Below are 24,769 nucleotides of genomic sequence, written 5' to 3' on the forward strand. Positions count from 1 at the left end.
CCCGGGTGGGCGGGACGACTTTCCGGCACGGCAATGCCTGTGATGCGGCGAGCTGTAGGAACTCCACAGGAGCGTCCGCCTTCCGCTGTCGGTGCCCCAATGCCCGCGGCTGTAGCGGGACCGGTAGGTTTCTGACGAAGCCGCCTGTCATGCCAGCTGCTCGGGCGGGTTGTCAGACCGAACGAAAGGGTGATCCGTTGAGCCGCTCGGTTCTTGTCACCGGAGGCAACCGGGGCATCGGCCTCGCCATCGCCCGTGCTTTCGCCGAAGCCGGCGACAAGGTGGCCATCACGTACCGCTCCGGTGAGCCGCCGGCGGCCCTCAAGGAGTTGGGCTGCCTCGCCGTCAAGTGCGACATCACCGACTCCGAGCAGGTGGAGCAGGCCTACAAGGAGATCGAGGACGCGCACGGCCCGGTCGAGGTCCTGATCGCCAACGCCGGCATCACCAAGGACACGCTCCTGATGCGCATGTCCGAGGAGGACTTCACCTCGGTCGTCGACACCAACCTCACCGGCACCTTCCGCGTGGTCAAGCGCGCCAACCGCGGCATGCTGCGGGCCAAGAAGGGCCGCGTCGTCCTGATCTCCTCGGTCGTCGGCCTCTACGGCGGCCCCGGCCAGGCCAACTACGCCGCCTCCAAGGCCGCCCTGGTCGGCTTCGCGCGCTCCCTCGCCCGTGAGCTCGGTTCGCGCAACATCACCTTCAACGTCGTCGCGCCCGGCTTCGTCGACACCGACATGACGAAGGTGCTCACCGACGAGCAGCGCGCCACCATCGTGTCGCAGGTGCCGCTCGGCCGGTACGCGCAGCCCGAGGAGGTCGCCGCGACGGTGCGGTTCCTCGCCTCGGACGACGCCTCGTACATCACTGGAGCCGTCATCCCTGTTGACGGCGGACTGGGAATGGGTCACTGATCACCATGAGTGGAATTCTCGAGGGCAAGCGCATCCTGATCACGGGTGTACTGACGGAGTCCTCCATCGCCTTCCACGCGGCCAAGCTGGCCCAGGAGCAGGGCGCCGAGATCATCCTCACCGCGTTCCCGCGGCCCACGCTGACCGAGCGCATCGCCAAGAAGCTCCCCAAGCCCACCAAGGTGATCGAGCTCGACGTCACCAACGACGAGCACCTCGGCCGGCTGGCCGACCTCGTCGGCGAGGAGCTCGGCGGCCTCGACGGCGTCGTGCACTCCATCGGCTTCGCCCCCCAGGACGCGCTCGGCGGCAACTTCCTCAACACGCCCTTCGAGTCGGTCGCCACGGCCATGCACGTCTCGGCGTACTCCCTGAAGTCGCTGACCATGGCCTGCCTGCCGCTGATGCAGAACGGCGGCTCGGTCGTCGGCCTCACCTTCGACGCCCAGTACGCCTGGCCGCAGTACGACTGGATGGGCCCGGCCAAGGCCGCTCTGGAGGCCACCAGCCGCTACCTCGCCCGCGACCTGGGCAAGCAGAACGTCCGCTGCAACCTGATCTCCGCGGGCCCCCTCGGCTCCATGGCCGCCAAGTCCATCCCGGGCTTCACCGAGCTCGCCTCGGTCTGGGACCACCGCTCCCCGCTGGAGTGGGACCTGAAGGACCCGGAGCCGGCCGGCAAGGGCATCGTCGCCCTGCTGAGCGACTGGTTCCCGAAGACGACCGGCGAGATCATCCACGTGGACGGCGGCCTGCACGCCATCGGCGCCTGATCCGCACGCGGTTTTCGAGGCCCGTACCCCGCGAGGGTGCGGGCCTCACCCGTTCGGCCCACCGGCCGGGCCGTCACCCTTCCGGCGGCGCACCCTGGAGACGCGTCCCCCGCGCGATGTCCCTCCCCAGCCCGGCCGAGGAGGTCCCCTTGTGCGCCTGTCCCGCAGCCTGGCTCCGCTGACCCTGGCCGTCGCCCTCGTGCTGTCCCTGCCGTACGACGCCGTGTCCCACGCGCGCGTGGGCAGCGGGCAGGGTCCTGCGCCGCAGCTGTTCGGCGCCGAGTGCCGGACCACCGTCCGCGGGTCCCATGTGGTGGCCTACTGCCACAACCCCTACGTCGACACCGACCGGGTACGGCTGCACATCGAGTGCGCCCAGTGGTGGGACATCGACACCGACGGCTCCCCGGTGGACACCGGACCCGCGATGACCGTACGGCTCACCGGCCGCTGCTGGAAGGACGTCCGCGCGGTGTGGATCAGCCACCAGAAGGCGGACTGAAGCGGTCCGGACGGCACAGGAACGGATAGCTCGCCCCCTCCTTGGCGGCCGCGTCCGCGTCGCCCGCGCGGATCGCGTCGACCAGCCGCGCGTGGTCCATGTACGCCTCCGGCGTCAGCTCGGCGCCGACGTCCGCGCGCAGCCAGTCCCGCAGCACCTCGCCCAGGTCGGCGTACATCGCCGTCAGCACGTCGTTGTGCGAGGCGGCCACCACCGCCAGATGGAAGGCCGCGTCCGCCGTCACGAAGGCCTCCGCCTCGCCCGACCCCCAGGCCTGCTCGCGGCGCGCCAGCATGGCGTCCAGCTGCCTGAGGTCCTTGTCGGTGCGCCGAGCCGCGGCCAGCCGGGCCGCCGAGGACTCCAGGGTGGAGCGCAGCTCGGCGATGTGCCGGGGGTCGGCGTCGGCGAACCGGCGGTGCATCACGCCGGCCAGCTCACTGGTGGCCGCGACATACGTCCCCGAGCCTTGGCGGATGTCCAGCAGGCCGTTGTGCGCCAGCGCGCGGACGGCCTCCCGCACGGTGTTGCGGGCCACCCCGAGCTGCTCGACCAGCTCCGGCTCGGTGGGGATGCGCGAGCCGACCGGCCACTCGCCCGAGGCGATCTGGTTCCGCAGCGCGGCGATGACCTGCTCGGAGAGCGCCGAGCGGCGCGGGTGGCTCAGAGGCATGACACACCTTCGCACGAGACGGCCGGGCGGGAACGGCGGGGGCGGTTGTACAGGCCCGGGACTGGACAACCAATCATCCCATGATTCTATGATGGCCTTATGGCGAGCGAGGAAACCACGGCGGCATCCATGGCAGCACCCCCGACGGCACCCGACCGGACCCCCGCGAACTCCACGCGCGCGTGGACGAAGCGGCTGGTCGTCGTAGGCATCCTGCTGGCCGCGGTCAACCTCCGACCCGCCATCACCAGCCTCGGCGCCCTCCTGGAGGAGGTCCGCGACGGGCTCGGCATGAGCGGCAGCGTGGCCGGGCTGCTCACCTCGGTGCCCCCGTTCTGCTTCGCCGTCTTCGGCGTGATGGCCCCGCGCCTCGCCCGCCGCTTCGGCCCGGCGGCGGTGGTCTGCGCCGGCATGGTGGCCATCACGGCCGGCCTGCTGATACGGCCGTACGCCGGAAACACGGCCGGATTCCTGGTCGGCAGTGTGCTCGCGCTCATGGGGATCGCGGTCAGCAACGTGCTGATGCCGGTCATCGTCAAGCGCTGGTTCCCCGACCGGGTCGGCTCCATGACCGGCCTGTACTCGATGGCCCTCGCCGCGGGCACCTCGGTCGCCGCCGCCGTGACCGTGCCCCTGACGGACGCGCTGGGCGGCGGCTGGCAGTCCGGGCTCGCCGTGTGGGGCGGCCTCGCGGCCTTCGCGGTGCTGCCCTGGCTGCCGCTGGTCCGGGACCGGGGCCCGGGCGTCGCCTCGGCGCCCGTGGCCGGGGCACGCGCGCGTGCCGACCGGCAGCCGCCCGCCCTGCGGATCACCCGCAGCCGTACCGCCTGGGCGCTCGCCGTCTTCTTCGGGCTCCAGGCCACCGCCGCCTACATCACGATGGGCTGGATGGCGCAGATCTTCCGGGACGCGGGGGTGCCCGCGGGCACGGCCGGGCTGCTGCTGGCGGTCACCATGGTGATGGGCGTGCCGCTGGCCTTCGTCATCCCGCGCGTGGCCACCCGGCTGCCGCACCAGGGCCCGATCGTGATCGCGCTCGGCGTCTGCGGCCTCGCCGGATACGCCGGCCTGTGGGCCGCCCCGGCCGGCGGCGCCTGGGCCTGGGCCGTGCTGCTGGGCATCTCCAACTGCGCCTTCCCGCTGGCCCTCACCATGGTCGGGATGCGGGCCAGGACCGGCGCGGGTGTCGTCCAGCTCTCCGCGTTCGCGCAGAGCGCCGGCTACCTGATCTCCATCCCGGGCCCGCTGCTGGTGGGCGTGCTCTACCAGAGCGGCGGCGGCTGGGGGCTGCCGATCGCCCTCATGATCGGCCTGATGATCCCGCAGATGGCGGTCGGTGTCCTGGCGGGCCGCGACCGTACGGTGGAGGACGAGGCCGCGGCCGGCTGACACGCCGCGAGCACCCCGCCCGGCCCGTCCGCTCCGGGAGGTGCCAGACTGGGCCCATGCCAGTGCTCGAACCGAACCCCCAGAACGGTCAGAAGAAGATGCTGATCGTCTTCGGCTCGTTCTTCGCCATCTTCATCGTCATCGCCGTCATCGCGACCCTCGCGTCCCCCTGACCGCCGCCGTCGTGGCCACCTCTCCGGCGGCCCGCCGCTCCGGTGGCCTGGTGGCCTGGCGGCCCATGGTGGTGCTAGCCCCCCCATCCCCTAGGGGGTGAGGGTCAGGGTCAAGTGGGTGGGCCACCGGATGGGTTGGCGACTGCGGATTCCGTAGTTTCGAGATGTGGCCGCGAGGGGTGGTCACCGGAACACGGAGACCAGCGGAGGCGATCATGTCGGCCCGAACGCACACCCGGCCCCACCCGGCGACCCCGGGCAGCGTCGACATCCGGCTTCCCTGGTGGGCGCTGGCCCTCCCCGCGCTCGCCTTCGTGACCCTGCTGCTGCTCATACTGAACCCGGCGGACGCCCACGCGGCCACCGGCGACCCGGCCGTCACCCACCTCTTCGAGCGCGTGCAGCAGATCGTCACCCGCTAGCGCCCGCACCTGTCGGCAGGGCGAATCCGCATGTCAACTCCCTGCGCCCGATGGCCTGTTTCATGCGAAGCTGGGTGCCATGAGCGTCGCAGAACCCCGCAGGATTGTCTTCTTCCGCCATGCGAAAGCCGACTGGCCACAGGTGACCGACCACGAGCGACCGCTCGCTGACCGGGGCCGAATGGACGCAGCCGTCGCCGGACGCAGGCTGGCGGACAGCGGCATCACCTTCGACCTGGCCCTGTGCTCCACGTCCGTGCGCACCCGGGAGACCTGGAAGCTCGCCGTCCACGAGCTGGCGCACCGGCCGAAAACCGTCTACGAGGAGCGGGTGTACGAGGCCTCGCCCGGCGAGCTGATCGCCGTGCTCAACGAGGTGCCCGACGACGCCAAGGACGTGATCCTGATCGGTCACAACCCCGGCGTGCACGGAGTGACCGAGATCCTGGCCGGCACCGCCGACGACGACGTCCGCGAGCGGATGAACCGCCGGGGCTTTCCGGCCGCCGCCTTCGCCGTCGTGACCTTCGAGGGCACCTGGAAGGGTCTGGAGCCCGGTGTGGCCACGCTCGCGGACTACTGGGCGCCCTCCGAATGAGACGTGCGGCCACCGCACCACCACTGACGTGACACGACGAGGGCCCGGCACCGTGGAGATCGGTGCCGGGCCCTCGTTCGCGGACAGCGGCCGGGCCGGACGGCTCAGCTCTCGTCGTGGGTGTCCGCCGCCTCGACCTCTTCGCGGGTGACGCCCAGCAGATACAGGACCGTGTCCAGGAAGGGGAAGTTCACCGCGGTGTGCGCGGCCTCGCGGACCACCGGCTTGGCGTTGAAGGCGACACCGAGACCGGCCGCGTTCAGCATGTCCAGGTCGTTGGCGCCGTCGCCGATGGCCACCGTCTGGGCCAGCGGCACGCCCGCCTCGGCGGCGAACCGGCGCAGCAGCCGCGCCTTGCCCGCCCGGTCCACGATCTCGCCGGTCACCCGGCCGGTCAGCTTCCCGTCGACGATCTCCAGCGTGTTGGCCTGGGCGAAGTCCAGCCCCAGCCGCTCCTTCAGATCGTCGGTGACCTGGGTGAAACCGCCCGAGACGACGCCGACTTGGTAGCCGAGCCGCTTCAGCGTGCGGATCAGGGTCCGGGCCCCCGGCGTCAGCCGCACCTCGGCACGCACCTTCTGCACGACCGACTCGTCCAGCCCCTTGAGCAGCGCCACGCGCGCGTGCAGCGACTGCTCGAAGTCCAGCTCGCCGCGCATCGCGGCCGCCGTCACCTCGGCGACCTGGTCCTCGCAGCCGGCGTGCGCGGCGAAGAGCTCGATCACCTCGTCCTGGATGAGCGTGGAGTCCACGTCCATGACGACCAGGCGCTGGGCCCGCCGGTGCAGGCCCGCCGCGACGACCGCCACGTCCACGCCGAGCTCGGCCGCGTCGGAGGCCAGCGCGGTGCGCAGCGGCTCGGTCGCCACACCGGACACCGCGAACTCGACGGCCGTCACCGGGTACTTGGCGAGCCGGAAGATACGGTCGATGTTGCCGCCGGCCTTGGCGATCCGGGAGGCGATGGCGGCCGTCGACTCGGCGGTCAGCGGGTGGCCGAGGACGGTGACCAGGGAGCGGCCCAGACCACGCGGCCGGTTGTCGCCGCGGCCCGAGATGATCTCCGCCTGCATCTTCACCGACTCGGCCCAGCTGTGCACGGTCGCCCTGAGGTCGCCCTCAAGGCCCGCCGGGGGCTGGGTCACGAGCGCGCACAGCACCAGGCGGCCACGCGTGACGACCTGCTCGATGTCGACCACGTCGACCATGTACGCGGCAAGGGTGTCGAAGAGGCCGGCCGTGATGCCCGGCCTGTCCTTGCCGAAAATCTTGACGAGGAGAGTGGGGACCTCGGAGGTCTGCGGATCGCTCATGGTGTAACCACCGTAACCGGCACCCAGTGCCTGCGGCGCAGGTGGTCCGCCTGACGGACACGGAACAATAAGTGTCGGATCGGTGTCGGACGCCTTGCTTCCGCACAACGAGTGAACATGCGTGCGATGTCGGCGGCCCGGCGGAAGCGGCATCGGGCCCGGCCTTCACACACGGTTCAGCACCGCGCCACGCACAGTGCGGGCACGGCACCCGACCTCATCGGCGGGGCCGGGGCGGCGGAGCGGGCGGCGGCGGGGGAGGAGGCGGAGGCGGTGGCGGAGGCCCGGCGCCCGGACCGTCCGGGGATCCGTCACCGTCACCGGGGCGTACTCCCGGCCGCCGCCGCGGAGACCGGGGCGGCGGGTCGACCGGCCGGGCCATCGTGGGAGCGCCGTACACATCGCCCGAGCCGGGCGGTACGTCGGAGGAGGAGCCACCGCCGCTACCGGGCCGCCCCTCGTAGGGCCGGGGCGCCTGTTCTTCGTACGGCCCGGGCGCCTGCCTGTCGTGCGGCCCCGGCGTCTGCCCCTGGTGGGGCTGGGGCGGCCGCCCGCCGTACGGCCCGGGCGTCTGCCCTTGGTGGGGCTGGGGCGGCTGCCCGGCGTAGGGATCGGCGGCCTGCCTGTCGTACGGCCCCGGTGTCTGCCCTTGGTGGGGCCGGGGCGGTCGTCCGTCGTAGGGACCGGTGGCCTGTCCGTCGTAGGGACCGGTGGCCTGTCCGTCGTAGGGGCCGGGGGGCTGGCTGTCGTAGGGGCTGGGGCTCTGTTCGCGGTGCGGGCCGGGTGGCTGCCTGTCGTACGGTCCGGGCGGCTGTTCTCCGTAGCGACTGGGCGTTCGTTCGTCGTACGGCCGTTCGGCCGCGCGCTCCTCGTACGGCTGGGTGGGCTGTCCCTCGTACGGCCCGGGTGTCTGTCGGCCCCGGCCCTGTCCTCTCCCGGGCCAGGCGTCGGGGTCGCCGTCCGTCTCCCGCAGCTCGTCCGGCACGCGGAGGTAGGGATTGGTGTTCGGGTTGGGGGGACGGTACGGGGTTCCCGGGGCGTAGGGGCCGGTCGTGCCGTCTCCGGTCCGGCCCGGTGGCCCGGCGGGGGCGCTCGGGTAGGCCGACGCGGGGTTCCCGGCGGTGTCCGTCCCGCCGGCCGTCATGTCACCCCGTGCCAGTGGTGCCGCGTGGGAGCCGGCCGCGCCGGTGGCCCAGGCCAGCAGGGCGCCCGTCGCTCCGGCCGCCGCACCCCAGGCGGCCCCGAGGAGCAGGGCCATGCCCAGGTGCCCGTGGAGTCGGATCCCGGCGCCGAACGCGTCGAAGCCCAGCACCGACAGGGAGGCGTCCACGGAGACGTTCGTCAGCCAGGCCAGCAGCGGCAGGGTGAGCGCGGTGGCGATCCCCAGCCGTACGGCACACCGCCCGGCGAAACCGAGGGCGCCGGGACGGGCCGTGCGCCCGCTGCCGGAGGCCTGCGCCCCGCCCGGTCGGCCCACCGGTGTCCGCACCGCCATGAACACCCCGGCCAGCAGCATCATCAGGGCCGCCGCGACCCCCAGCAGCCACACCCGTCCGTCCAGGTCGGCCAGGTGGCCGAGGGTCACCGACTGGTCGGACCCGGAGTTCAGGAGGTCGTCGAGGGGGTGGGGCAGGAAGGCGGTCAGGACGCCCGTGGCCCGGCCGTCGAACGGGACGAGGAGGCCGATCGGGATGCCGAGCCAGACGCCGTTCGGGGCGCCGAGCAGTGCCGCGCCCATGATCCGGGCCGGGTGCGGGTCGCCGATCGCCGCGTAGGCCGCCGCAGCCCAGCCGGCCGCCACCGCCACCAGCAGGACCGTCACCAGCGCCGAGGCCGCCGGCCGCACCACCCGGTGCACGGCCTCCCAGCCGCGCGGCAGCGGTGTGCGGCGCGAGGCCAGCAGGGCGATCAGCAGGACGCCGGCGCACCAGCCGAGGCCGCCGAGCAGGGTCTGCGCCGTGTCCACCCGGAAGCCGACCGCCGCGTTCGCATGCACCAGGTCGCCGAGGCGGTCCGGCAGCAGCCCGCCGACGTCACCGATGCCGGGGATCTTCAGCCCTCCGCCGCCACCGCCGCCGCCGCCGCCCGGCAGCTTGTCGAGGCCGAGCGCACCGCCGTCGATCGTCACGACGGAGTGCCCTGCCCAGGCCAGCCCGCCGAGCGTCGCCACGAACAGTACGATCACCGCGCCCGCGCGGGCGAGCAGTTCGGCCGGTGCGATCACGACTCCGGCCGCGCGCAGGGACCGTAAGAAGAACCACGACAAAAGGAGCGCCCCGACCAGGCTCACCCCCAATGGCGTGATCTCGATGGCGGTCGTGGCCTCTGCTCCGCTCAGGCCGAAAGCGGACAGATCCCCGTTCGGAGTGACCGAACCACCCGCCCCGAGCGCCACAACAGCCGCGGTCATCGGGCCCAGTGAGCCCGCCGCGTCCGCCTGCAGCAGGTGCAGACCCAGCGCCGCCGTACCCGCCATGCCGATCAACGCCCAGCTCACGGCGGCGATCCCGGACAGCAGGATGTCGCCCCACGGCAGCCGCGCGCCGTGCCTCGTGCTCTCGACTCCCGTACCGAGAGTGCCGGAAGTGCCAGACGTGCCAGAACCCATGGCAGACCCCCCGATCCGCGAACGCCCGGGGCCGCTCCGTCGCGCATGTCCCCCTCGCGTGGATTACCACTCTCCGGCCCGGTTTCAACCCCGTCAACGGAAAGAGTTGAAGCGCTCGTACGAGCCCTCCACAAGGCCCGACTTTCGGTCAGAGGGCCGAGCCTGAAATAGTTCCCGACGATGTTCGACATCCCTAGACTCCCTGTGATGGGGGTAACTCGGGGGACTACTCATGGGGCTTGGAGTGCCGGAACTCGTACTGGAATCAAACGGACGCACCTGGACGCTCGACATGTCCAGGTCATACACCCTCGGACGTGATCCGCAGGGGGACATCGTGTTCGACGACGCCAGGGTCTCCTGGCGACACGCCACGATCAGCTTCGACGGCCGCAGTTGGGTCATCGAGGACCACGGCAGTACCAACGGCACCTTCGTGCAGAGCCAGCGGGTCCAGCGGTCGGAGATCGGCCCGGGCTCGGCCGTGCACCTCGGCAACGCCAACGACGGGCCGCGCCTGAGCCTGTCCGGCGCCGCGACCGCCGTCGCCCAACCGCAGCCCCAGCAGCAGCCGTTCGCCGCGCAGGGCGCGGGCGGCGCGGGCTGGTCCCAGCCGCCGGCGCCGCAGTCGTCGGCCGCGCAGCAGGCTCCGCAACAGGGCTGGCAGCAGGCCCCGCCGGCGATCCCGCAGCAGCAGGGCGCGCCGGCCGCGGCCTCCGGTGGTGGCGCGGGGGCGCCGCCGGTCTACGGCGACCGCAGCCCGACCACGTTCCACCAGTTCTCCATCGGCCGCGTGATGCGGATCGGCCGTGCCCTGGACAACGAGCTGGTGGTCTCCGACCTCCAGGTCTCGCGCCACCACGCCGAGTTCCACTCCACGCCCGACGGCCGTATGGAGATCCGCGACCTGGGCTCGCACAACGGCACGTACGTCAACGGTATGCCGATCTCCAAGGGCGGCACGGCGGTCCTCGACGCGAACGACATCGTCGGCGTCGGCCACTCCACCTTCCGGATCGTCGGCGACCGGCTGGAAGAGTTCGTCGACACCGGTGAGGTCTCCTTCTCCGCACGCCGGCTGACCGTCACGGTCGACGGCGGCAAGCAGATCCTCAAGGACGTCTCCTTCGGCGTCCCGGAGAAGTCCCTGATCGCGGTCATCGGCCCGTCCGGCTCCGGCAAGTCGACGCTGCTCAAGGCGCTCACCGGCTACCGCCCCGCCAACGAGGGCGAGGTGCTGTACGACAACCGCAACCTGTACAAGCAGTTCGCCGAGCTGCGCCAGCGCATCGGTCTGGTCCCGCAGGACGACATCCTGCACAAGGAACTGACCGTCAAGAAGGCCCTCAAGTACGCGGCCAAGCTCCGCTTCCCCGCCGACACCACGGGCGAGGAGCGCGAGGCCCGGATAGACGAGGTGCTGCGCGAGCTGAAGCTGGACATCCACAAGGAGAAGAAGGTCACCTCCCTCTCCGGCGGCCAGCGCAAGCGCGTCTCGGTGGCCCTGGAGCTGCTCACCAAGCCGTCGCTGATCTTCCTGGACGAGCCCACCTCGGGCCTCGACCCGGGCATGGACCGCGATGTCATGCAGCTGCTGCGCGGCCTCGCCGACGACGGCCGCACGGTCCTCGTCGTCACCCACTCGGTGGCCGAGCTGGCGCTGTGCGACAAGCTCCTGGTGATGGCCCCGGGCGGCGCGGTCGCCTACTTCGGCCCGCCCGAGGAGGCGCTGAACTTCTTCGGCTACGACACCTGGGCCGACGTCTTCTCCGCCTTCGAGAACTACCGCGACTACGACTGGGCGGGACGCTGGAAGGGCTCGCAGCACTACCAGATGTACGCCGCGGACATCGACGCGATTGCTCCGCAGTCCGTACAGATGCCGCCGATGCAGGTGATGAAGCCGAAGAAGCCGCAGAGCTGGGGTTCGCAGCTGCTGACCCTGGTCCGGCGGTACGTGTCGGTCATCGCCTCCGACAAGGGCTTCCTGGCGCTGACGGTGATCCTGCCGGCCGTGCTCGGCGCGGTCAGCCTGCTGATCGACAGCGACAAGGGCCTGCTGGTGAACCCGGTCAGCTCGAAGACCGGCGTGCCCGTCCCGAACGGCACGGCGACCACGGTCCTGCTGATCCTCGCGGTCGGCGCCTGCTTCGCGGGCGCCGCGAACTCCGTGCGTGAGCTGATCAAGGAACGGGTCATCTACGAGCGGGAGCGCGCGGTCGGCCTGTCCCGGTCGGCGTATCTGATGTCCAAGGTGGTCGTGCTCGGCGTGATCACCGTGCTGCAGGGCCTGATGGTCGGCCTGATCGGCTTCTCCAGCCGGGACATCCCCGCCGAGGGCGTGGTCCTCGGCCACTCCACCCTGCTGGAGCTGTGCATCCCGATCATGGGGCTCGGTTTCACCTCGATGATGTTCGGCCTGGTCATCTCCTCGCTGGTGAAGACGTCCGAGAAGACCATGCCGCTGCTGGTGATGTTCGCGATCATCCAGGTCGTGTTCACCGGCTGCCTGTTCAACCTGAACGGCGCGGTCGGCGTGAACCAGGTGTCGTTCCTGATGCCGTCCCGCTGGGCGGTGGGCGCCGACGGCGCCACGCTGGACTTCAACAACATCGCGCCCAACACCGACGATCCGACCAAGACCGACCCGCTGTGGAACCACACGGCCGGCGCCTGGACCATGGACATGGCCGCGCTGATCGTCCTCGGCGTGATCTGCGGCTTCCTGGTGGCCCGTTTCCTGCGCCGCCACGAGCCCGAGGTCATGCGCAAGTAGCGGGTCCCTCCGGCAGGTCCCGTACGTACGCCGAAGGGCGGCGCCCCGCAGTGGGGTGCCGCCCTTCGGCGTGTGCGTGCAGAGGTCCGCGCCTGCCTCAGTACGCGCTGTTGACGTTGTCGATCGAGCCGTACCGGTGGGCCGCGTAGTTGGCGGCGGCGGTGATGTTGGCGACCGGGTCGTAGATGTTCCAGGACGTGCCGGAGACGTGGTACGTGGCGAAGGTCGGCGGGATCACCTGCAGCAGGCCCTTGGAGGGGATGCCGTTGATGGCGTTGATGTCCCAGTTGTTGATGGCGTTGGGGTTGCCGGAGGACTCCCGGATGATGTTGCGGTGCAGGCCGCTGTAGGAGCCCGGGATGCCCTTGGAGTTCATGATGTCGAGGGCCTGGCGGATCCAGCCGTCGAGGTTGTTGGCGTAGGTCTTCGCGGCGACCTGCTGGATCTGCGGGCGCGCGGCGGACCGGCTCGCGGCCTGCTGGGCGGCGCGCTGCTTGGCGGCGACGTGCTGGACGTGGGCGGCGTGGGCCTTCTGCGCGGCGACGTGCTTGACGTGGGCCGCGTGGGCCTTCTTCACCTTGGCCACGTGGGCGGCGTGCGCCTTCTTCACGTGGGCCACGTGCGCGGCGTGGACCTTCTTCAGGTGCGCCACGTGCAGCTCGTGGGCCGTCTTCGCCTTCTTCTTGGCGGCGATGGCCTCGATCTTGACGTTCTGGAGCGCGAGCTGGTCGGTGACCGTGCCCTTGACGTCCTTGATCTGCTGGGTGGTGTAGGCCACGTTGGCCGCGGTCTGGGGGGACCCGGACACGATCGTCTCGGCGCTGCTCGGCACGGCCGAGAGGGCGAGGGCTGCGGCGCCGAGGGTGGCTACACCGGCGAGCGCGATCTTGTGGTGCTTGGTCAGCGCGGGACTGTGGGTGTTCTTCGGCATGGCAGGACCTCTTCGAATAGCGCGGAGATCGCTCGTTGTCCGTGGGGGAGACCGGCTCCTCCTGCACGAACACCGCGGGGGGAACCCGCGGTGCAGAGCGACGGCAGCCATTCTTAGCGGCAGCAAAATGCCCTGGCAAAGGTGTGACGTACGATCCTCCCTAGGAGAGCCCGGAGGGGCAAAACGGGACAGACTGGAACGTCTGTCCCGTTCGTGCGGGGGGCCTTTATCTCCTATGTCCGTTCGTACGTGATGTGCGCCCTATGTGCGTCCTCACATCGGCCTCACATGAATCTCACCGCTAGTTGCTGGAGCAATGCTCTGTGTGAGGCTTCTCCTCCGGGAGGATGAGGTGTACGTCCCCGAACTCGTGCCACAGGTAGAGCCCGCGCAGCGCCTCCTCGTAACTGCGGTCGACCGCGGCCCGCCCCGCGACCGCCTCCAGCATCAGCAGATGCGAGGCCTCCGGCTCGTGCAGCCCGGTCACCAGCCCGTCCACCACCCGCACCCCGCGCTCGGGCGTCACCACCAGCTCCGTCCACCCCGAGGCCGCCCGCACCACCCCGTCCGCCCCGGCGGCCGACTCCACCGCCCGCACAGCCGTCGTCCCCACCGCCACGACCCGTCCGTCACCCGCCTTCACGTTGTTGATCAGCCGCGCCGACGCCTCCGGGACCACGAAGCGCTCCGCGTACGGCGGCTCGTGCACCTCCGCCGACGACACCCCGGTGTGCAGCGTGATCGGCGCGAACTGCACGCCCCGGCTCACCAGCTCCGCCACCAGCCGCGCGGTGAAGGGCCGCGCCGCACTCGGCATCTCCGCGCTCCCCGTCCCGTCGGCCGAGGGCAGCGCGAACACCGTCTGGTACACGGACAACGGCTGGTCCCGCTCCGTATAGGAGTAGCGAATGGGGCGCCCGTGCTCCCGCAGCAGCCCCGGCACGTCCGTGCCCGCCCCGGCCCGCGCCCACCACAGCCGCTCGCCCGACGCGCTCAGCGGCTCCTCCAGGACCAGCCGCCCGCCCCCGGGCAGCCGCACCGCACTCCCCGCGCGTGTACCCGCACGCGCGCGGGTGGTCCCGTGGCCGTCCGGCTCCCGCAGCTCGACCGCCCACCGACCGTCGTCCCCGCGCGTGGAGACGTGCACCACCACGCGCGCGTGCCCGACCCGCCCGTCCACCGCGGCCGCCAGCGTCGGCGAGGTGTTCACCACCAGCAGGTCCCCGGCCCGCAGCAGGCACGGCAGCTCGGCGAAGGCGTGATGCGACACCGCCGTCCCGCGCGACACCAGCAGCCGTACGGCATCCCGCTCAAGACCCGGCCCGCGCTGCTCGGCCGGCACCCGCGCGGACAGTTCCTCCGGCACCCGCACCACGGTCGTCATCGCCCCTCCACCAGAGCCGGCGCCCCGTACCGCCCACTCACCGGCCGCTCGTCGAGCAACCGCAGGAACGCCGGTACGACACTGTCTGGCGCCGGCCGCGGATCGTCGTCGTCCGGTACGGCCGCCGCGTACAGGCCGGTCGCCATGTCCCCGGGATCCACCGCCCACACCCGCAGCCCCGGCTCCTCCACGCCCAGCACGGCCGCGAGCTGGTCCAGGGCCGCCTTCGAGGCGCCGTAGCCGCCCCAGGTCTCGTACGCCTCGGCGCCCGCGTCCGAGCTGACCGCGAGCACCGCGCCCGCCGCCGACTCCCGCAGCAGCGGCAAGGCCTCCTGCACCAGGCCCAGCGCGGCCACCACGTTCACCTCCAGCGCCCGGCGCAGCCCCTCCAGTGGCAGCTCCCCTAGCCGGACCAGCGGCTCGGCCCCCAGCGCGCTGGCATTGCTCACCACCAGATCGACCCCGCCCAGCTCCCGCGCGGCGGCCACCAGAGCGGCCCGGTGCCCGGCGTCCGTGACGTCCCCCGGCAGCGCCGCCACCCGCGTCCCGGGCCGCGCGACCGCCTCCGCCGCCTCCTTCAGGGCCCCGGCACCTCTGGCGTCCAGCACCAGGTCCCAGCCCCGCCCGGCCAGCGCCCCGGCCAGCGCCCGCCCCAGCCCCTTGGAGGCCCCCGTGATGATCGCTACCGGCATGACAACCGTCCCCTCGGCTCCGTCCGCCCGTGTCGGCGGTGACCCCAACGTAGGAACGGGACCGCCCCGGCCGCCTCGGACGCGGGCCGCAACCGGGCGGGGCCCTTCGGACTACGCCGCCGGTCCGGGCCGCGCGCCCTAGGTCCCCGGGTCTAGGGCCACCGGTCCAGGCCCTGCCGCCCTCGGCCCGATCCCCGGTGTCACACCCCGCCGGTACCGTGAGGACATGAGTCAAGGTCCCCGGTCCGGCCTCGCCGCGGTGAGCACCGCGCTGCTGGCCATGAGCAGGCATCTCGAGGTGCGCGACGTCCTCAAGACGATCGTCGCCTCGGCCCGTGAGCTGCTCGACGCGCAGTACGCCGCGCTCGGGGTCCCCGACGACCACGGCGGCTTCGCCCAGTTCGTCGTCGACGGCGTCAGCGACGCCCAGTGGAAGGCCATCGGCCCGCTCCCGCGCCAGCACGGCATCCTCGCCGCGATGCTCCGCGAGGCCAAGGTCGAGCGGCTGGCCGACGTCCGCACCGATCCCCGCTTCGAGGGCTGGCCCTCCGCCCACCCCGACATGTCCGACTTCCTGGGCCTGCCGATCCGCGACGGCGACGAGGTCATCGGCGCCCTGTTCCTCGCGAACAAGAACTGCGAGAAGCCCGAGGGCGGTTGCGGCTTCACTGCCGAGGACGAGGAACTCCTCTCCATCCTCGCCCAGCACGCCGCCATCGCCCTCACCAACGCCCGCCTCTACGAGCGCAGCCGCGAGCTCACCATCTCCGAGGAACGCTCCCGGCTCGCCCACGAACTGCACGACGCGGTCAGCCAGAAGCTGTTCTCGCTGCGCCTCACCGCCCAGGCCGCCGCCGCCCTGGTCGACCGCGATCCCGCCCGCGCCAAGGGCGAGTTGCAGCAGGTGGCCGTGCTCGCCGCCGAGGCCGCCGACGAACTGCGCGCCGCCGTCGTGGAGCTGCGTCCCACCGCCCTCGACGAGGACGGCCTGATCGCCACCCTGCGCACCCAGGTCCAGGTCCTCGACCGCGCCCACACCGCCCGCGTGACCTTCGCCGCCGGCGGCTTCCGCGCCCTGCCCGCCGCCCAGGAGGAGGCCCTGCTCCGGGTCGCCCAGGAAGCCCTGCACAACGCCCTGCGGCACTCCGCCGCCGAGCATGTCGGCGTGACGGTGAACCGGCGCGGCGGCGGCGCCGTCCTGCGGGTCACGGACGACGGCCGCGGCTTCGACCCGCACCTCACCCGGCGCGCCGGACGCCACCTCGGCCTGGTCTCCATGCGGGACCGGGCCGGCGGCGTCGGCGGCACGCTCACCGTGGAATCGGCGCCCGGCAAGGGCACCACGATCGAGATGGAGGTCCCCGGTGGCTGATGCGATCAGGGTGCTGCTGGTCGACGACCACCAGGTCGTCCGCCGGGGCCTGCGCACCTTCCTGGAGGTCCAGGACGACATCGAGGTCGTCGGCGAGGCCGCCGACGGCGCCGAAGGAGTCGAACGCGCTCAGGAACTGAGCCCCGACGTCGTCCTCATGGACGTCAAGATGCCCGGCATGGACGGCGTGGAGGCGCTGCGCAGGCTCCGCGAACTCGACAACCCCGCGCGCGTGCTGATCGTCACCAGCTTCACCGAACAGCGCACGGTGGTCCCGGCGCTGCGCGCGGGCGCCGCCGGGTACGTCTACAAGGACGTCGATCCCGACGCGCTCGCCACCGCCATCCGCTCGGTGCACGCCGGGCACGTCCTGCTGCAGCCCGAGGTGGCCGGCGCCCTGCTCTCCCAGGAGGAGGCCAACTCCGGGCAGGGCCGGGGCGGTTCGCTCACCGAGCGGGAGCGCGAGGTGCTCGGCCTGATAGCGGACGGCCGCTCCAACCGCGAGATCGCCCGCGCCCTGGTGCTGTCCGAGAAGACCGTCAAGACGCACGTCTCGAACATCCTGATGAAACTCGACCTCGCCGACCGCACCCAGGCCGCCCTGTGGGCCGTTCGCCACGGCGTGACCGGCTGAAACGCCCTCCGCAACGCTTCACCGACGGCAATATGGAGGGTCGCCTTCCGGGCTGAGATTCATACCGTCGTGGGAATGTCACCCGGACGGCGCATCCTCTCCCGGCCACCGCCGTTCTTCAGTGCGTGCCGCGGCGACCGCCGCGGCGATCGCCAAGGAGGGCTCAAGAAGTGAAGAACCTGAAGAAGGCAGCGGCCGTGACGATGGTGGCCGGCGGGATCCTGGCCGCCGGTGCGGGCATGGCCTCCGCCCACACGGGTGGCGCCCACGCCGACGGCGGTGCCCAGGGCTCTCCGGGCGTCGTCTCCGGCAACGTCATCCAGGTCCCGGTGCACATCCCGGTCAACGCCTGCGGCAACAGCGTGAACGTCATCGGCGTGCTGAACCCCGCGTTCGGCAACGTCTGCGTCAACCGCTGAGACCGCACCGCGGTATCGACCTCCGGCCTTCCGGGCGCCCCCGGAAGGCCGGTCGGCTTGTCCTCCCAGCGACTCTTACGCCCAATGATCCGAACGGGCACACACGGTCCGGCGTCCCGTACCGCCGGAGCCCCCGCGGCGTTGGTCAGCGCACGGCCCACGGCCGGGCCGGACCCGCACACGCAGGAGGAACCCACCCCATGAACATCGCCAAGAAGGCCGCCGTCGCCATGACCGTCGCCGGCATCGCGGCGGGCGCCTCCGCCGGTTCCGCCGCCGCCGACGCGGACGCCGCCGCCGTGGCCGCCAACTCCCCGGGTGTCGCCTCCGGCCTGATCGCCCAGATCCCGGTCAACGTCCCGGTCAACGCCAGCGGCCTGTCCGTCAACGTCGCCGGCCTGCTGAACCCGGCGTTCGGCAACACCGCGGTCAACAAGTAGCACCGACGCGACCCTTGGGGGCCACGCCGTCCGGCGTGACCCCAGGTCCGCTAGCGCCCCCGCTCACGCTCCTCCACGACGGAGTTGTAGGCCGCGACCAGCGCCCGCCGGGCCGTCCGCTCGACCGGCCGCAGCGCCGCCCCCCGCGCCGCCATCTCCGAGGCGCTCACCGCCCCGCCGTGCCCGTTCTCGTAGGCCAGCGAGACCAGCAGCCCCACCCGCTGCGCCAGCTCCAGCACCCGCACCGCGCGCGGCGGATACCCCGGCGCCAGCACCTCCCGCCCCCGCTCGGACCGCGCCCGGTATGCGTCGATCGCCGCGTCCGCCACCGGCCCCGACCCGGCGACATCGAGCTTCGACAGCACGTCGGTCGCATCCCGCAGCGCCTCCGCCAGCTCCCGCTCGGCCTCACCGAGCGACGGCACGTCGGCCGGCGGCGCCTCCCGCACCGGCAGCACATGCCAGACCACCTCGACATGCACATCACCGGCGGGCCCCGCCTCGGACACCTCCGGCACCAGACCGAACGCGGCGCCGTGACAGACCACCGCCTCCTCGGCCTCCAGAGCCCGCGCGTTGAACTCCGGCGGCCCGCTCAGCCCCAGCGGATGCCCCGGCGCCGGCAGCGCGATCCGCAGCCCGGTCACCCCGAGCGCCCGCAGCCGCCCCAGCGCCAGCGTGAGCCCGACCGGCGCCGACTCACCCGGCAGCCCCTCCACCCGGTGCACCGCGTCCTCGCCGACGATGGCGAGCACGGCGTCATCCGGGGAGACAAGTCCGGCCAAGAGGGCATTTCCCCAAGCGGCGAGGCGTCCTGAACGCGGTTCCGAGAGCATGCCCCCACCCTAAGGACCGGACCGATGGAATGGAGCGCCGCACTCGTGGCGTAGATTTCATAAGGGCTGCGCCCACCGGTGCCGCCGCCCGAGCCACAGGCGTACGCGACAGCCGAGACCGGCCACACTGCAAGGGGAGACAACGCGCTCATGAGCGATGTTCTGGAGCTTCAGGACGTATCTGTGGTCCGCGAGGGCCGGGCTCTGGTGGACCAGGTCTCCTGGTCGGTGAAGGAGGGCGAGCGCTGGGTCATCCTCGGCCCCAACGGCGCCGGCAAGACCACTCTCCTGAACATCGCGTCCAGCTACCTCTTCCCCAGCAAGGGCACCGCCACCATCCTCGGCGACACCCTCGGCAAGGTCGACGTCTTCGACCTGCGCCCCCGCATCGGCATGGCCGGCGTCGCCATGGCCGAAAAGCTCCCCAAGCGCCAGACCGTCCTGGAGACCGTGCTCACCGCCGCCTACGGCATGACCGCCCACTGGCAGGAGGAGTACGACGAGGTCGACGAGCAGCGCGCCCGCGCCTTCCTCGACCGCCTCGGCATGACGGAATACGTGGACCGCCGCTTCGGCACCCTCTCCGAGGGCGAGCGCAAGCGCACCCTGATCGCCCGCGCCCTGATGACCGACCCCGAGCTGCTGCTCCTCGACGAGCCCGCCGCCGGCCTCGACCTCGGCGGCCGCGAGGACCTGGTCCGCCGCCTCGGCCGGCTCGCCCGCGACCCGATCGCGCCCTCCATGATCATGGTCACCCACCATGTCGAGGAGATCGCCCCCGGCTTCACCCACGTCCTCATGATCCGCCAGGGCAAGGTCCTCGCCGCCGGCCCGCTGGAGCTCGAACTGACCTCCCGCAACCTCTCCCTCTGCTTCGGCCTGCCGCTCGTCGTCGAGCAGGTCGGCGACCGCTGGACCGCCCACGGACTGCCCCTGTCCTGACGGGCGTTGTCATGGCGGAGCGCCCTGTCGGGTTCGGTACCCGCGGCCCTACCATGACAATGTGAACAACATCGACGCATGGGTGTGGTGGCTCGTCGTCGCGGCGGCACTCGGCATCCCGCTCGTGGTGACCGCGATGCCGGAGTTCGGCATGTTCGCGGTCGGCGCCGTGGCAGCGGCCGGCACCGCCGGGCTCGGCGCGGGCATCGTCGCCCAGGTACTCGTCTTCGTCCTCGTCTCCGTCGCGCTGATCGCCGTCGTACGGCCCATCGCGGCCCGGCATGCCGCCCAGCGACCCCAACTCGCCACCGGCGTCGATGCCTTGAAGGGCAAGCAGGCCGTCGTACTGGAACGCGTCGACGGCTCGGGCGGACGGATCAAGCTCGCCGGCGAGGTCTGGTCGGCGCGCTCCCTCGACACCGGGCGGGCCTACGAAGCGGGAGAGGAAGTGGATGTCGTGGAGATCGAGGGGGCCACGGCCATCGTCATCTGACCTCGTACGACGCAACTGGGCTGAACGACTCCCGAGTTGGGCAAGGGTCTGTCAGACTCGTCCAGCAAGATCTTCAACAACCATAAGATCTGCCGAAGCGCCGAGGCGGAGAAGGGTACGGGGAACGACGATGGAACCGGTCATCATCGTCCTGATCATTCTGGTGGTGTTGGTCTTCATCGCCTTGATCAAGACAATCCAAGTCATCCCACAGGCGAGCGCCGCCATCGTCGAGCGCTTCGGCCGCTACACGCGGACGCTCAACGCCGGCCTCAACATCGTGGTCCCGTTCATAGACACCATCCGCAACCGCATCGACCTGCGTGAACAGGTCGTGCCGTTCCCGCCCCAGCCGGTGATCACCCAGGACAACCTGGTCGTGAACATCGACACCGTCATCTACTACCAGGTGACGGACGCCCGGGCGGCCACCTACGAAGTCGCCAGCTACATCCAGGCCATCGAGCAGCTGACCGTCACCACGCTGCGCAACATCATCGGCGGCATGGACCTGGAACGCACCCTGACCTCCCGCGAAGAGATCAACGCGGCCCTGCGCGGCGTCCTCGACGAGGCCACCGGCAAGTGGGGCATCCGCGTCAACCGCGTCGAGCTCAAGGCGATCGAGCCGCCGACCTCCATCCAGGACTCGATGGAGAAGCAGATGCGCGCCGACCGTGACAAGCGCGCCGCGATCCTCACCGCGGAAGGCACCCGCCAGGCCGCGATCCTCACCGCGGAGGGCGAGAAGCAGTCCCAGATCCTGCGCGCCGAGGGTGAGGCCAAGGCGGCCGCCCTGCGCGCCGAGGGCGAGGCCCAGGCGGTCCGTACGGTCTTCGAGGCGATCCACGCCGGAGACCCCGACCAGAAGCTCCTGAGCTACCAGTACCTCCAGATGCTCCCGAAGATCGCCGAGGGCGACGCCAACAAGCTCTGGATCGTCCCCAGCGAGATCGGCGACGCCCTCAAGGGCCTCTCCGGCGCCATGGGCAACTTCGGCTCCCTGGGCGGCGGTTCGGGCAACAGCGGCAGCGGCAACATCCCCACCCAGGAACGCCGCGAGAAGCCCAACATCGACTGACCTGAACTGAAAAGCAAGGTTCCCCGCACCCCGGTCAGGGGCGCGGGGAACTACGCGACAAGCCACGACGAACCCGCAGTCGCAAGACGGGGTCAACCCGGCAGACGCCTAGGCGGCCACATCCCCCGCCAGCCACTCAGGAAGCGCCGCCAGATCCTCCGCCCCCATCGCCAGCAGCATCGCGTCCTGCGGCGAAGGCTCGAACGGCTCCCGCAGCAACGGCATACCCGCCTGCTCCGGCGTCCGGTCCGCCTTGCGGTGATTGTCCTCCGCGCACGAGGCCACCGTGTTCAGCCACGAATCCTGGCCACCCTGCGCCCGGGGCACCACATGGTCCACGGTCGTCGCCCGCTTGCCGCAGTACGCGCACCGGTGCCGGTCCCTGACCAGCACCCCCCGCCGCGACCAGGGCGCCTGTCTCCGAAAGGGCACCCGCACATACCTGCACAGTCGTATGACCCGAGGAGCGGGTATGTCCACCTCGGCACCGCGCATGCGCAGTTCGGGGTGGGCCTGCTCGACGACGGCCTTGTCCTGGAGCACCAGGACGACAGCGCGGTTCAACGTCACCGTGGACAGCGGCTCGAAGCTCGCGTTCAGCACCAGCGTGTCACGCATCCAGCCCACCTCCTTTGTGCACCGTGCCCACCCCCGGCGGGCTTGGATCAACTCTGGACGGGCGCGCCGAGATGGACAACGCAATAAAAACTGCCCGCCTCTGATCACTTCCAAGACCAGAGGCGGGCAAACGTTCAATGAACGCTCGGCTGATTTCGCGCCGTGCGTCAGCCCTGTTCGGGGTTCTCGTACTCGCCGATCAACTGCGCCCGCGCGATCGCGTGGAACCGCAGGTTGAACCCGACGACGGCGGGCGAGACATCGGCGTCCGGACCGAGCTTGGCCTGGTCCACCGCGTACACCGTGAAGACGTACCGGTGCGGCCCGTCCCCGGGCGGCGGCGCGGCGCCGCCGAAGTCCTTCGACCCGTAGTCGTTGCGCACCTGCACCGCACCCTCGGGCAGCCCCTCGAACTTGCCGCTGCCCGCACCCACCGGCAGCTCGGTCACCGAGGCCGGGATGTCGAACACCACCCAGTGCCAGAACCCGCTGCCCGTCGGGGCGTCCGGGTCGTAGCAGGTCACGGCGAAACTCTTGGTCCCGTCCGGGAAGCCCGCCCACCGCAGATGCGGCGAGGTGTTGCCCTCGGCGTAGACCTGAGCGTCCTTGAGCGTCGCCCCTTCCTCGATGTCCTCGCTCGTCACCGTGAACGACGGGACGGACGGGTGGAAGTCATGGGGGAGAGGCCGCCGCTTGAGCTCGGACACCTCGGTACCTCCTGATCGATCAACGGAATCAGCAGTACCGAGCCTAGAACCAGTTGCGCTTGCTGCCGACCTCGGACAGCCACTGGTTGAGGTAAGCCGCCCAGTCGGTCCCGTGGAAGTCGTGCAGACCCACCTGGAACGACCGGAAGGTGTCACTGCCCTCGCTGAACAGCCCCGGCTTCTTGTCCATTTCGAGGATGACGTCCATGGCGTGCGCGTCCGCCACGAAGCTCAGCTCGACCTGGTTCAGCCCCCGGTACTGCGCCGGCGGGTGGAACTCCACCTCCTGGTAGAACGGCAGCGTCTGCCGCGTCCCCCGGATGTGCCCCTTCTCCAGGTCGGCGTTCTTGAAGCGGAAGCCCAGCTGGATGAAGGCGTCCAGGATCGCCTTCTGCGCCGGCAGCGGGTGCACGTTGATCGGGTCCAGGTCCCCGGAGTCGACGGCCCGCGCGATCTCCAGCTCCGTCGTCACGCCGATGTGCATCCCGCGCAGCGCCTGCCCGTCGATCATCGTGACCGGCGTCTCCCACGGGATCTCCAGCCCGAACGGCACCGCGTGCACCGCCCCGGCCTGAATCTCGAAGGCACCGCCGAGCCGCACCTTGCCGAAGTCGATGTTCTCCTTGTACTCCTCGTCGCCGCGCTCCACCTCGACCCGCGCCTGGAGCCCCACGGACAGCCCCTGGATCTCCTGGTTCACCGAGCCGCCCTGGATCCGCACCTCGCCCTGGACGACACCGCCCGGAACGACGTTCACCTCGGTGAGCACCGTCTCGACCGACGCCCCGCCGGCACCCAGGCTCGCGAGCAGCTTCTTGAACCCCATGACTCTCCCTTTACGTACGGACCTCTGACCCCTACAAACGCGATCCGGCCGCGACCGGTTCCGGCCCACACCCTGGCAAGGAGACGAATCCTTGACCACCCCTTGGGCTCCACCGGCCTGGACTAGGCTCGGACGCCATGATCGCGCCCCCGGACCGTACGCCACTCCCCAGGGACTTCTTCGACCGCCCTGTACTGGAGGTCGCCCCCGACCTCCTCGGCCGCATCCTCGTCCGCACCACCCCGGACGGTCCGATCGCGGTCCGCCTCACAGAGGTGGAGGCGTACGACGGCCCGAACGACCCCGGATCGCACGCCTATCGCGGTCCCACACCCCGCAACGACGTGATGTTCGGTCCGCCCGGACATGTGTACGTCTACTTCACCTACGGCATGTGGTTCTGCATGAACCTCGTCTGCGGTCCGCCGGGCACCGCCAGCGCGGTCCTGCTCCGCGCGGGCGAGATCCTCGAAGGCACCGAGCTCGCCCGCAAACGTCGACTTTCGGCCCGATACGACCGAGAACTGGCCAAAGGCCCGGCCCGCCTCGCCACCGCCCTGGGCGTCGACCGGGCCCTGGACGGCACCGACGCGTGTGCCTCCGGCGAGACGCCGCTGCGGATACTGACCGGTACTCCCGTGCCCTCCGACCAGGTACGCAACGGTCCACGCACCGGAGTCGCCGGCGAGGGCGGCGACGGCGACCTCCACCCCTGGCGTTTCTGGGTCGCCAACGACCCGACCGTCAGCCCCTATCGGGCCCACGTACCCCGGCGTCGCTCAAGTTGACGCGTCCCTGGAAGGTGCGTAATGTAGCCCGAGCCGCTGAACCGGATACGGCAATCGCCAGCAGCCGGAAGTGGCCACCCACTACCTACGACTTCCCCTGACAGGGTCGAATTCGTCATGCCCGCATGCCTGAATTCGAACTCGCGGAACTCGATTATGAGTCTCGACGGGAGTCGGCTAACGTAGTGAATGTCGAAAGGCCGACAGGCGAAAGCCGGAAAGCCCCAAGACAATCCCGCCGACCGGGAATCGGACACCGAAAGGATCTGATAGAGTCGGAACCGCCGGAAAGGGAAACGCGAGAGCGGAAACCTGGAAAGCGCCGAGGAAATCGGATCGGAAAACGGTCTGATAGAGTCGGAAACGCAAGACCGAAGGGAAGCCCGGAGGAAAGCCCGAGAGGGTGAGTACAAAGGAAGCGACCGTTCCTTGAGAACTCAACAGCGTGCCAAAAGTCAACGCCAG

27 protein-coding genes are annotated in these 24,769 nt (G+C 71.0%); 16 read left to right on the forward strand and 11 right to left on the reverse strand.

Annotated elements, in window-relative coordinates; all coding sequences use genetic code 11:
• Positions 1 to 197: 197 nt before the first annotated feature.
• From fabG to ACGFZS_RS06215, 3 genes are all read left to right on the forward strand, one after another.
• On the forward strand, positions 198 to 917 hold the full coding sequence (gene fabG / locus ACGFZS_RS06205) for a 3-oxoacyl-[acyl-carrier-protein] reductase (protein ID WP_355716113.1): 720 nt from the start codon (positions 198 to 200) through the stop codon (positions 915 to 917).
• Between the two features lie 5 nt (positions 918 to 922).
• A complete protein-coding gene (gene fabI, locus ACGFZS_RS06210; protein WP_359220503.1) occupies positions 923 to 1,690 on the forward strand; it encodes an enoyl-ACP reductase FabI in 768 nt (255 codons plus the stop codon).
• A 151-nt stretch (positions 1,691 to 1,841) separates the two neighbouring features.
• On the forward strand, positions 1,842 to 2,192 hold the full coding sequence (locus ACGFZS_RS06215; RefSeq protein ID WP_393794074.1) for a hypothetical protein: 351 nt from the start codon (positions 1,842 to 1,844) through the stop codon (positions 2,190 to 2,192).
• Here the strand turns inward: ACGFZS_RS06215 and ACGFZS_RS06220 are convergent.
• Complete coding sequence (locus ACGFZS_RS06220; RefSeq protein ID WP_365680967.1) at positions 2,170 to 2,862, reverse strand: FadR/GntR family transcriptional regulator; 693 nt, start codon at positions 2,860 to 2,862, stop codon at positions 2,170 to 2,172. The genes ACGFZS_RS06215 and ACGFZS_RS06220 overlap by 23 nt on opposite strands.
• Positions 2,863 to 2,991: 129 nt before the next feature.
• On the opposite strand from ACGFZS_RS06220, the gene ACGFZS_RS06225 reads away from it, so the two are divergent.
• From ACGFZS_RS06225 to ACGFZS_RS06240, 4 genes are all read left to right on the forward strand, one after another.
• The gene (locus tag ACGFZS_RS06225; RefSeq protein ID WP_393794130.1) at positions 2,992 to 4,251 is read left to right on the forward strand and encodes a CynX/NimT family MFS transporter; all 1,260 of its coding nucleotides are present in this window, start codon (positions 2,992 to 2,994) and stop codon (positions 4,249 to 4,251) included.
• A 56-nt stretch (positions 4,252 to 4,307) separates the two neighbouring features.
• Positions 4,308 to 4,424, forward strand: a complete 117-nt coding sequence (locus ACGFZS_RS06230; protein WP_260328452.1) for an SGM_5486 family transporter-associated protein — start codon at positions 4,308 to 4,310, stop codon at positions 4,422 to 4,424.
• Positions 4,425 to 4,639: 215 nt separating this feature from the next.
• The gene (locus tag ACGFZS_RS06235; protein WP_365680969.1) at positions 4,640 to 4,846 is read left to right on the forward strand and encodes a hypothetical protein; all 207 of its coding nucleotides are present in this window, start codon (positions 4,640 to 4,642) and stop codon (positions 4,844 to 4,846) included.
• Between the two features lie 79 nt (positions 4,847 to 4,925).
• A complete protein-coding gene (locus ACGFZS_RS06240; protein ID WP_393794075.1) occupies positions 4,926 to 5,444 on the forward strand; it encodes a SixA phosphatase family protein in 519 nt (172 codons plus the stop codon).
• 104 nt (positions 5,445 to 5,548) lie between these two features.
• On the opposite strand, the gene serB is transcribed toward ACGFZS_RS06240, so the two are convergent.
• Both serB and ACGFZS_RS06250 read right to left on the reverse strand, forming a co-directional pair.
• Positions 5,549 to 6,757: a phosphoserine phosphatase SerB gene (gene serB, locus ACGFZS_RS06245; RefSeq protein WP_393794076.1), complete on the reverse strand. Its 1,209-nt coding sequence runs from the start codon at positions 6,755 to 6,757 to the stop codon at positions 5,549 to 5,551.
• A 217-nt stretch (positions 6,758 to 6,974) separates the two neighbouring features.
• On the reverse strand, positions 6,975 to 9,365 hold the full coding sequence (locus ACGFZS_RS06250; RefSeq protein ID WP_393794077.1) for a streptophobe family protein: 2,391 nt from the start codon (positions 9,363 to 9,365) through the stop codon (positions 6,975 to 6,977).
• A 232-nt stretch (positions 9,366 to 9,597) separates the two neighbouring features.
• Between ACGFZS_RS06250 and ACGFZS_RS06255 the strand changes: the two genes are divergently transcribed.
• On the forward strand, positions 9,598 to 12,141 hold the full coding sequence (locus ACGFZS_RS06255) for an FHA domain-containing protein (RefSeq protein WP_393794078.1): 2,544 nt from the start codon (positions 9,598 to 9,600) through the stop codon (positions 12,139 to 12,141).
• Positions 12,142 to 12,238: 97 nt separating this feature from the next.
• On the opposite strand, the gene ACGFZS_RS06260 is transcribed toward ACGFZS_RS06255, so the two are convergent.
• The 3 genes from ACGFZS_RS06260 to ACGFZS_RS06270 all read right to left on the reverse strand — a co-directional run bounded on the left by ACGFZS_RS06260 (position 12,239) and on the right by ACGFZS_RS06270 (position 15,148).
• Positions 12,239 to 13,072, reverse strand: coding sequence for a transglycosylase SLT domain-containing protein (locus tag ACGFZS_RS06260; RefSeq protein WP_393794079.1), 834 nt, complete (start codon positions 13,070 to 13,072; stop codon positions 12,239 to 12,241).
• Between the two features lie 301 nt (positions 13,073 to 13,373).
• A complete protein-coding gene (locus ACGFZS_RS06265) occupies positions 13,374 to 14,456 on the reverse strand; it encodes an S-adenosylmethionine:tRNA ribosyltransferase-isomerase (RefSeq protein WP_393794080.1) in 1,083 nt (360 codons plus the stop codon).
• On the reverse strand, positions 14,453 to 15,148 hold the full coding sequence (locus ACGFZS_RS06270) for an SDR family NAD(P)-dependent oxidoreductase (protein ID WP_393794081.1): 696 nt from the start codon (positions 15,146 to 15,148) through the stop codon (positions 14,453 to 14,455). The genes ACGFZS_RS06265 and ACGFZS_RS06270 overlap by 4 nt, the downstream gene beginning before the upstream one ends.
• A gap of 226 nt (positions 15,149 to 15,374) precedes the next feature.
• On the opposite strand from ACGFZS_RS06270, the gene ACGFZS_RS06275 reads away from it, so the two are divergent.
• The 4 genes from ACGFZS_RS06275 (at position 15,375) to ACGFZS_RS06290 (ending at position 18,013) form a co-directional block, all read left to right on the forward strand.
• Positions 15,375 to 16,520: a GAF domain-containing sensor histidine kinase gene (locus tag ACGFZS_RS06275; RefSeq protein ID WP_393794082.1), complete on the forward strand. Its 1,146-nt coding sequence runs from the start codon at positions 15,375 to 15,377 to the stop codon at positions 16,518 to 16,520.
• Positions 16,513 to 17,154 carry a response regulator transcription factor gene (locus ACGFZS_RS06280; protein WP_359220474.1) on the forward strand — a complete coding sequence of 214 codons (642 nt, stop codon included), beginning with the start codon at positions 16,513 to 16,515 and terminating at the stop codon, positions 17,152 to 17,154. Before ACGFZS_RS06275 ends, ACGFZS_RS06280 begins: the two co-directional genes overlap by 8 nt.
• Positions 17,155 to 17,324: 170 nt before the next feature.
• Positions 17,325 to 17,573, forward strand: coding sequence for a chaplin (locus ACGFZS_RS06285; protein ID WP_359220472.1), 249 nt, complete (start codon positions 17,325 to 17,327; stop codon positions 17,571 to 17,573).
• 200 nt (positions 17,574 to 17,773) lie between these two features.
• A complete protein-coding gene (locus ACGFZS_RS06290) occupies positions 17,774 to 18,013 on the forward strand; it encodes a chaplin (protein WP_393794083.1) in 240 nt (79 codons plus the stop codon).
• A gap of 50 nt (positions 18,014 to 18,063) precedes the next feature.
• On the opposite strand, the gene ACGFZS_RS06295 is transcribed toward ACGFZS_RS06290, so the two are convergent.
• Positions 18,064 to 18,849, reverse strand: a complete 786-nt coding sequence (locus ACGFZS_RS06295) for a hypothetical protein (RefSeq protein ID WP_393794084.1) — start codon at positions 18,847 to 18,849, stop codon at positions 18,064 to 18,066.
• Between the two features lie 150 nt (positions 18,850 to 18,999).
• Between ACGFZS_RS06295 and ACGFZS_RS06300 the strand changes: the two genes are divergently transcribed.
• The 3 genes from ACGFZS_RS06300 (at position 19,000) to ACGFZS_RS06310 (ending at position 21,365) form a co-directional block, all read left to right on the forward strand.
• On the forward strand, positions 19,000 to 19,791 hold the full coding sequence (locus ACGFZS_RS06300; protein WP_355716152.1) for an ABC transporter ATP-binding protein: 792 nt from the start codon (positions 19,000 to 19,002) through the stop codon (positions 19,789 to 19,791).
• 61 nt (positions 19,792 to 19,852) lie between these two features.
• The gene (locus ACGFZS_RS06305) at positions 19,853 to 20,284 is read left to right on the forward strand and encodes an NfeD family protein (RefSeq protein WP_365680992.1); all 432 of its coding nucleotides are present in this window, start codon (positions 19,853 to 19,855) and stop codon (positions 20,282 to 20,284) included.
• Positions 20,285 to 20,414: 130 nt separating this feature from the next.
• Positions 20,415 to 21,365 carry an SPFH domain-containing protein gene (locus tag ACGFZS_RS06310; RefSeq protein WP_393794085.1) on the forward strand — a complete coding sequence of 317 codons (951 nt, stop codon included), beginning with the start codon at positions 20,415 to 20,417 and terminating at the stop codon, positions 21,363 to 21,365.
• 108 nt (positions 21,366 to 21,473) lie between these two features.
• Here ACGFZS_RS06310 and ACGFZS_RS06315 read toward each other — a convergent pair whose 3' ends face one another.
• The 3 genes from ACGFZS_RS06315 to ACGFZS_RS06325 form a co-directional block, all read right to left on the reverse strand.
• On the reverse strand, positions 21,474 to 21,983 hold the full coding sequence (locus ACGFZS_RS06315; RefSeq protein ID WP_355716159.1) for an HNH endonuclease: 510 nt from the start codon (positions 21,981 to 21,983) through the stop codon (positions 21,474 to 21,476).
• A gap of 167 nt (positions 21,984 to 22,150) precedes the next feature.
• Positions 22,151 to 22,690, reverse strand: coding sequence for a YbhB/YbcL family Raf kinase inhibitor-like protein (locus tag ACGFZS_RS06320; RefSeq protein WP_355716162.1), 540 nt, complete (start codon positions 22,688 to 22,690; stop codon positions 22,151 to 22,153).
• 43 nt (positions 22,691 to 22,733) lie between these two features.
• Positions 22,734 to 23,516, reverse strand: coding sequence for a sporulation protein (locus ACGFZS_RS06325; RefSeq protein ID WP_359220461.1), 783 nt, complete (start codon positions 23,514 to 23,516; stop codon positions 22,734 to 22,736).
• 137 nt (positions 23,517 to 23,653) lie between these two features.
• Between ACGFZS_RS06325 and ACGFZS_RS06330 the strand changes: the two genes are divergently transcribed.
• Positions 23,654 to 24,304 (forward strand): DNA-3-methyladenine glycosylase, encoded by a 651-nt coding sequence (locus ACGFZS_RS06330; protein WP_393794086.1) that lies wholly within the window; start codon positions 23,654 to 23,656, stop codon positions 24,302 to 24,304.
• A gap of 177 nt (positions 24,305 to 24,481) precedes the next feature.
• On the opposite strand, the gene ACGFZS_RS06335 is transcribed toward ACGFZS_RS06330, so the two are convergent.
• Positions 24,482 to 24,769 (reverse strand): hypothetical protein (locus tag ACGFZS_RS06335; RefSeq protein ID WP_393794087.1); only part of this gene is annotated, 288 nt, incomplete at its 5' end.

This window comes from Streptomyces sp. NPDC048288 (assembly GCF_043201555.1).
Classification (GTDB): Bacteria; Actinomycetota; Actinomycetes; order Streptomycetales; family Streptomycetaceae; genus Streptomyces.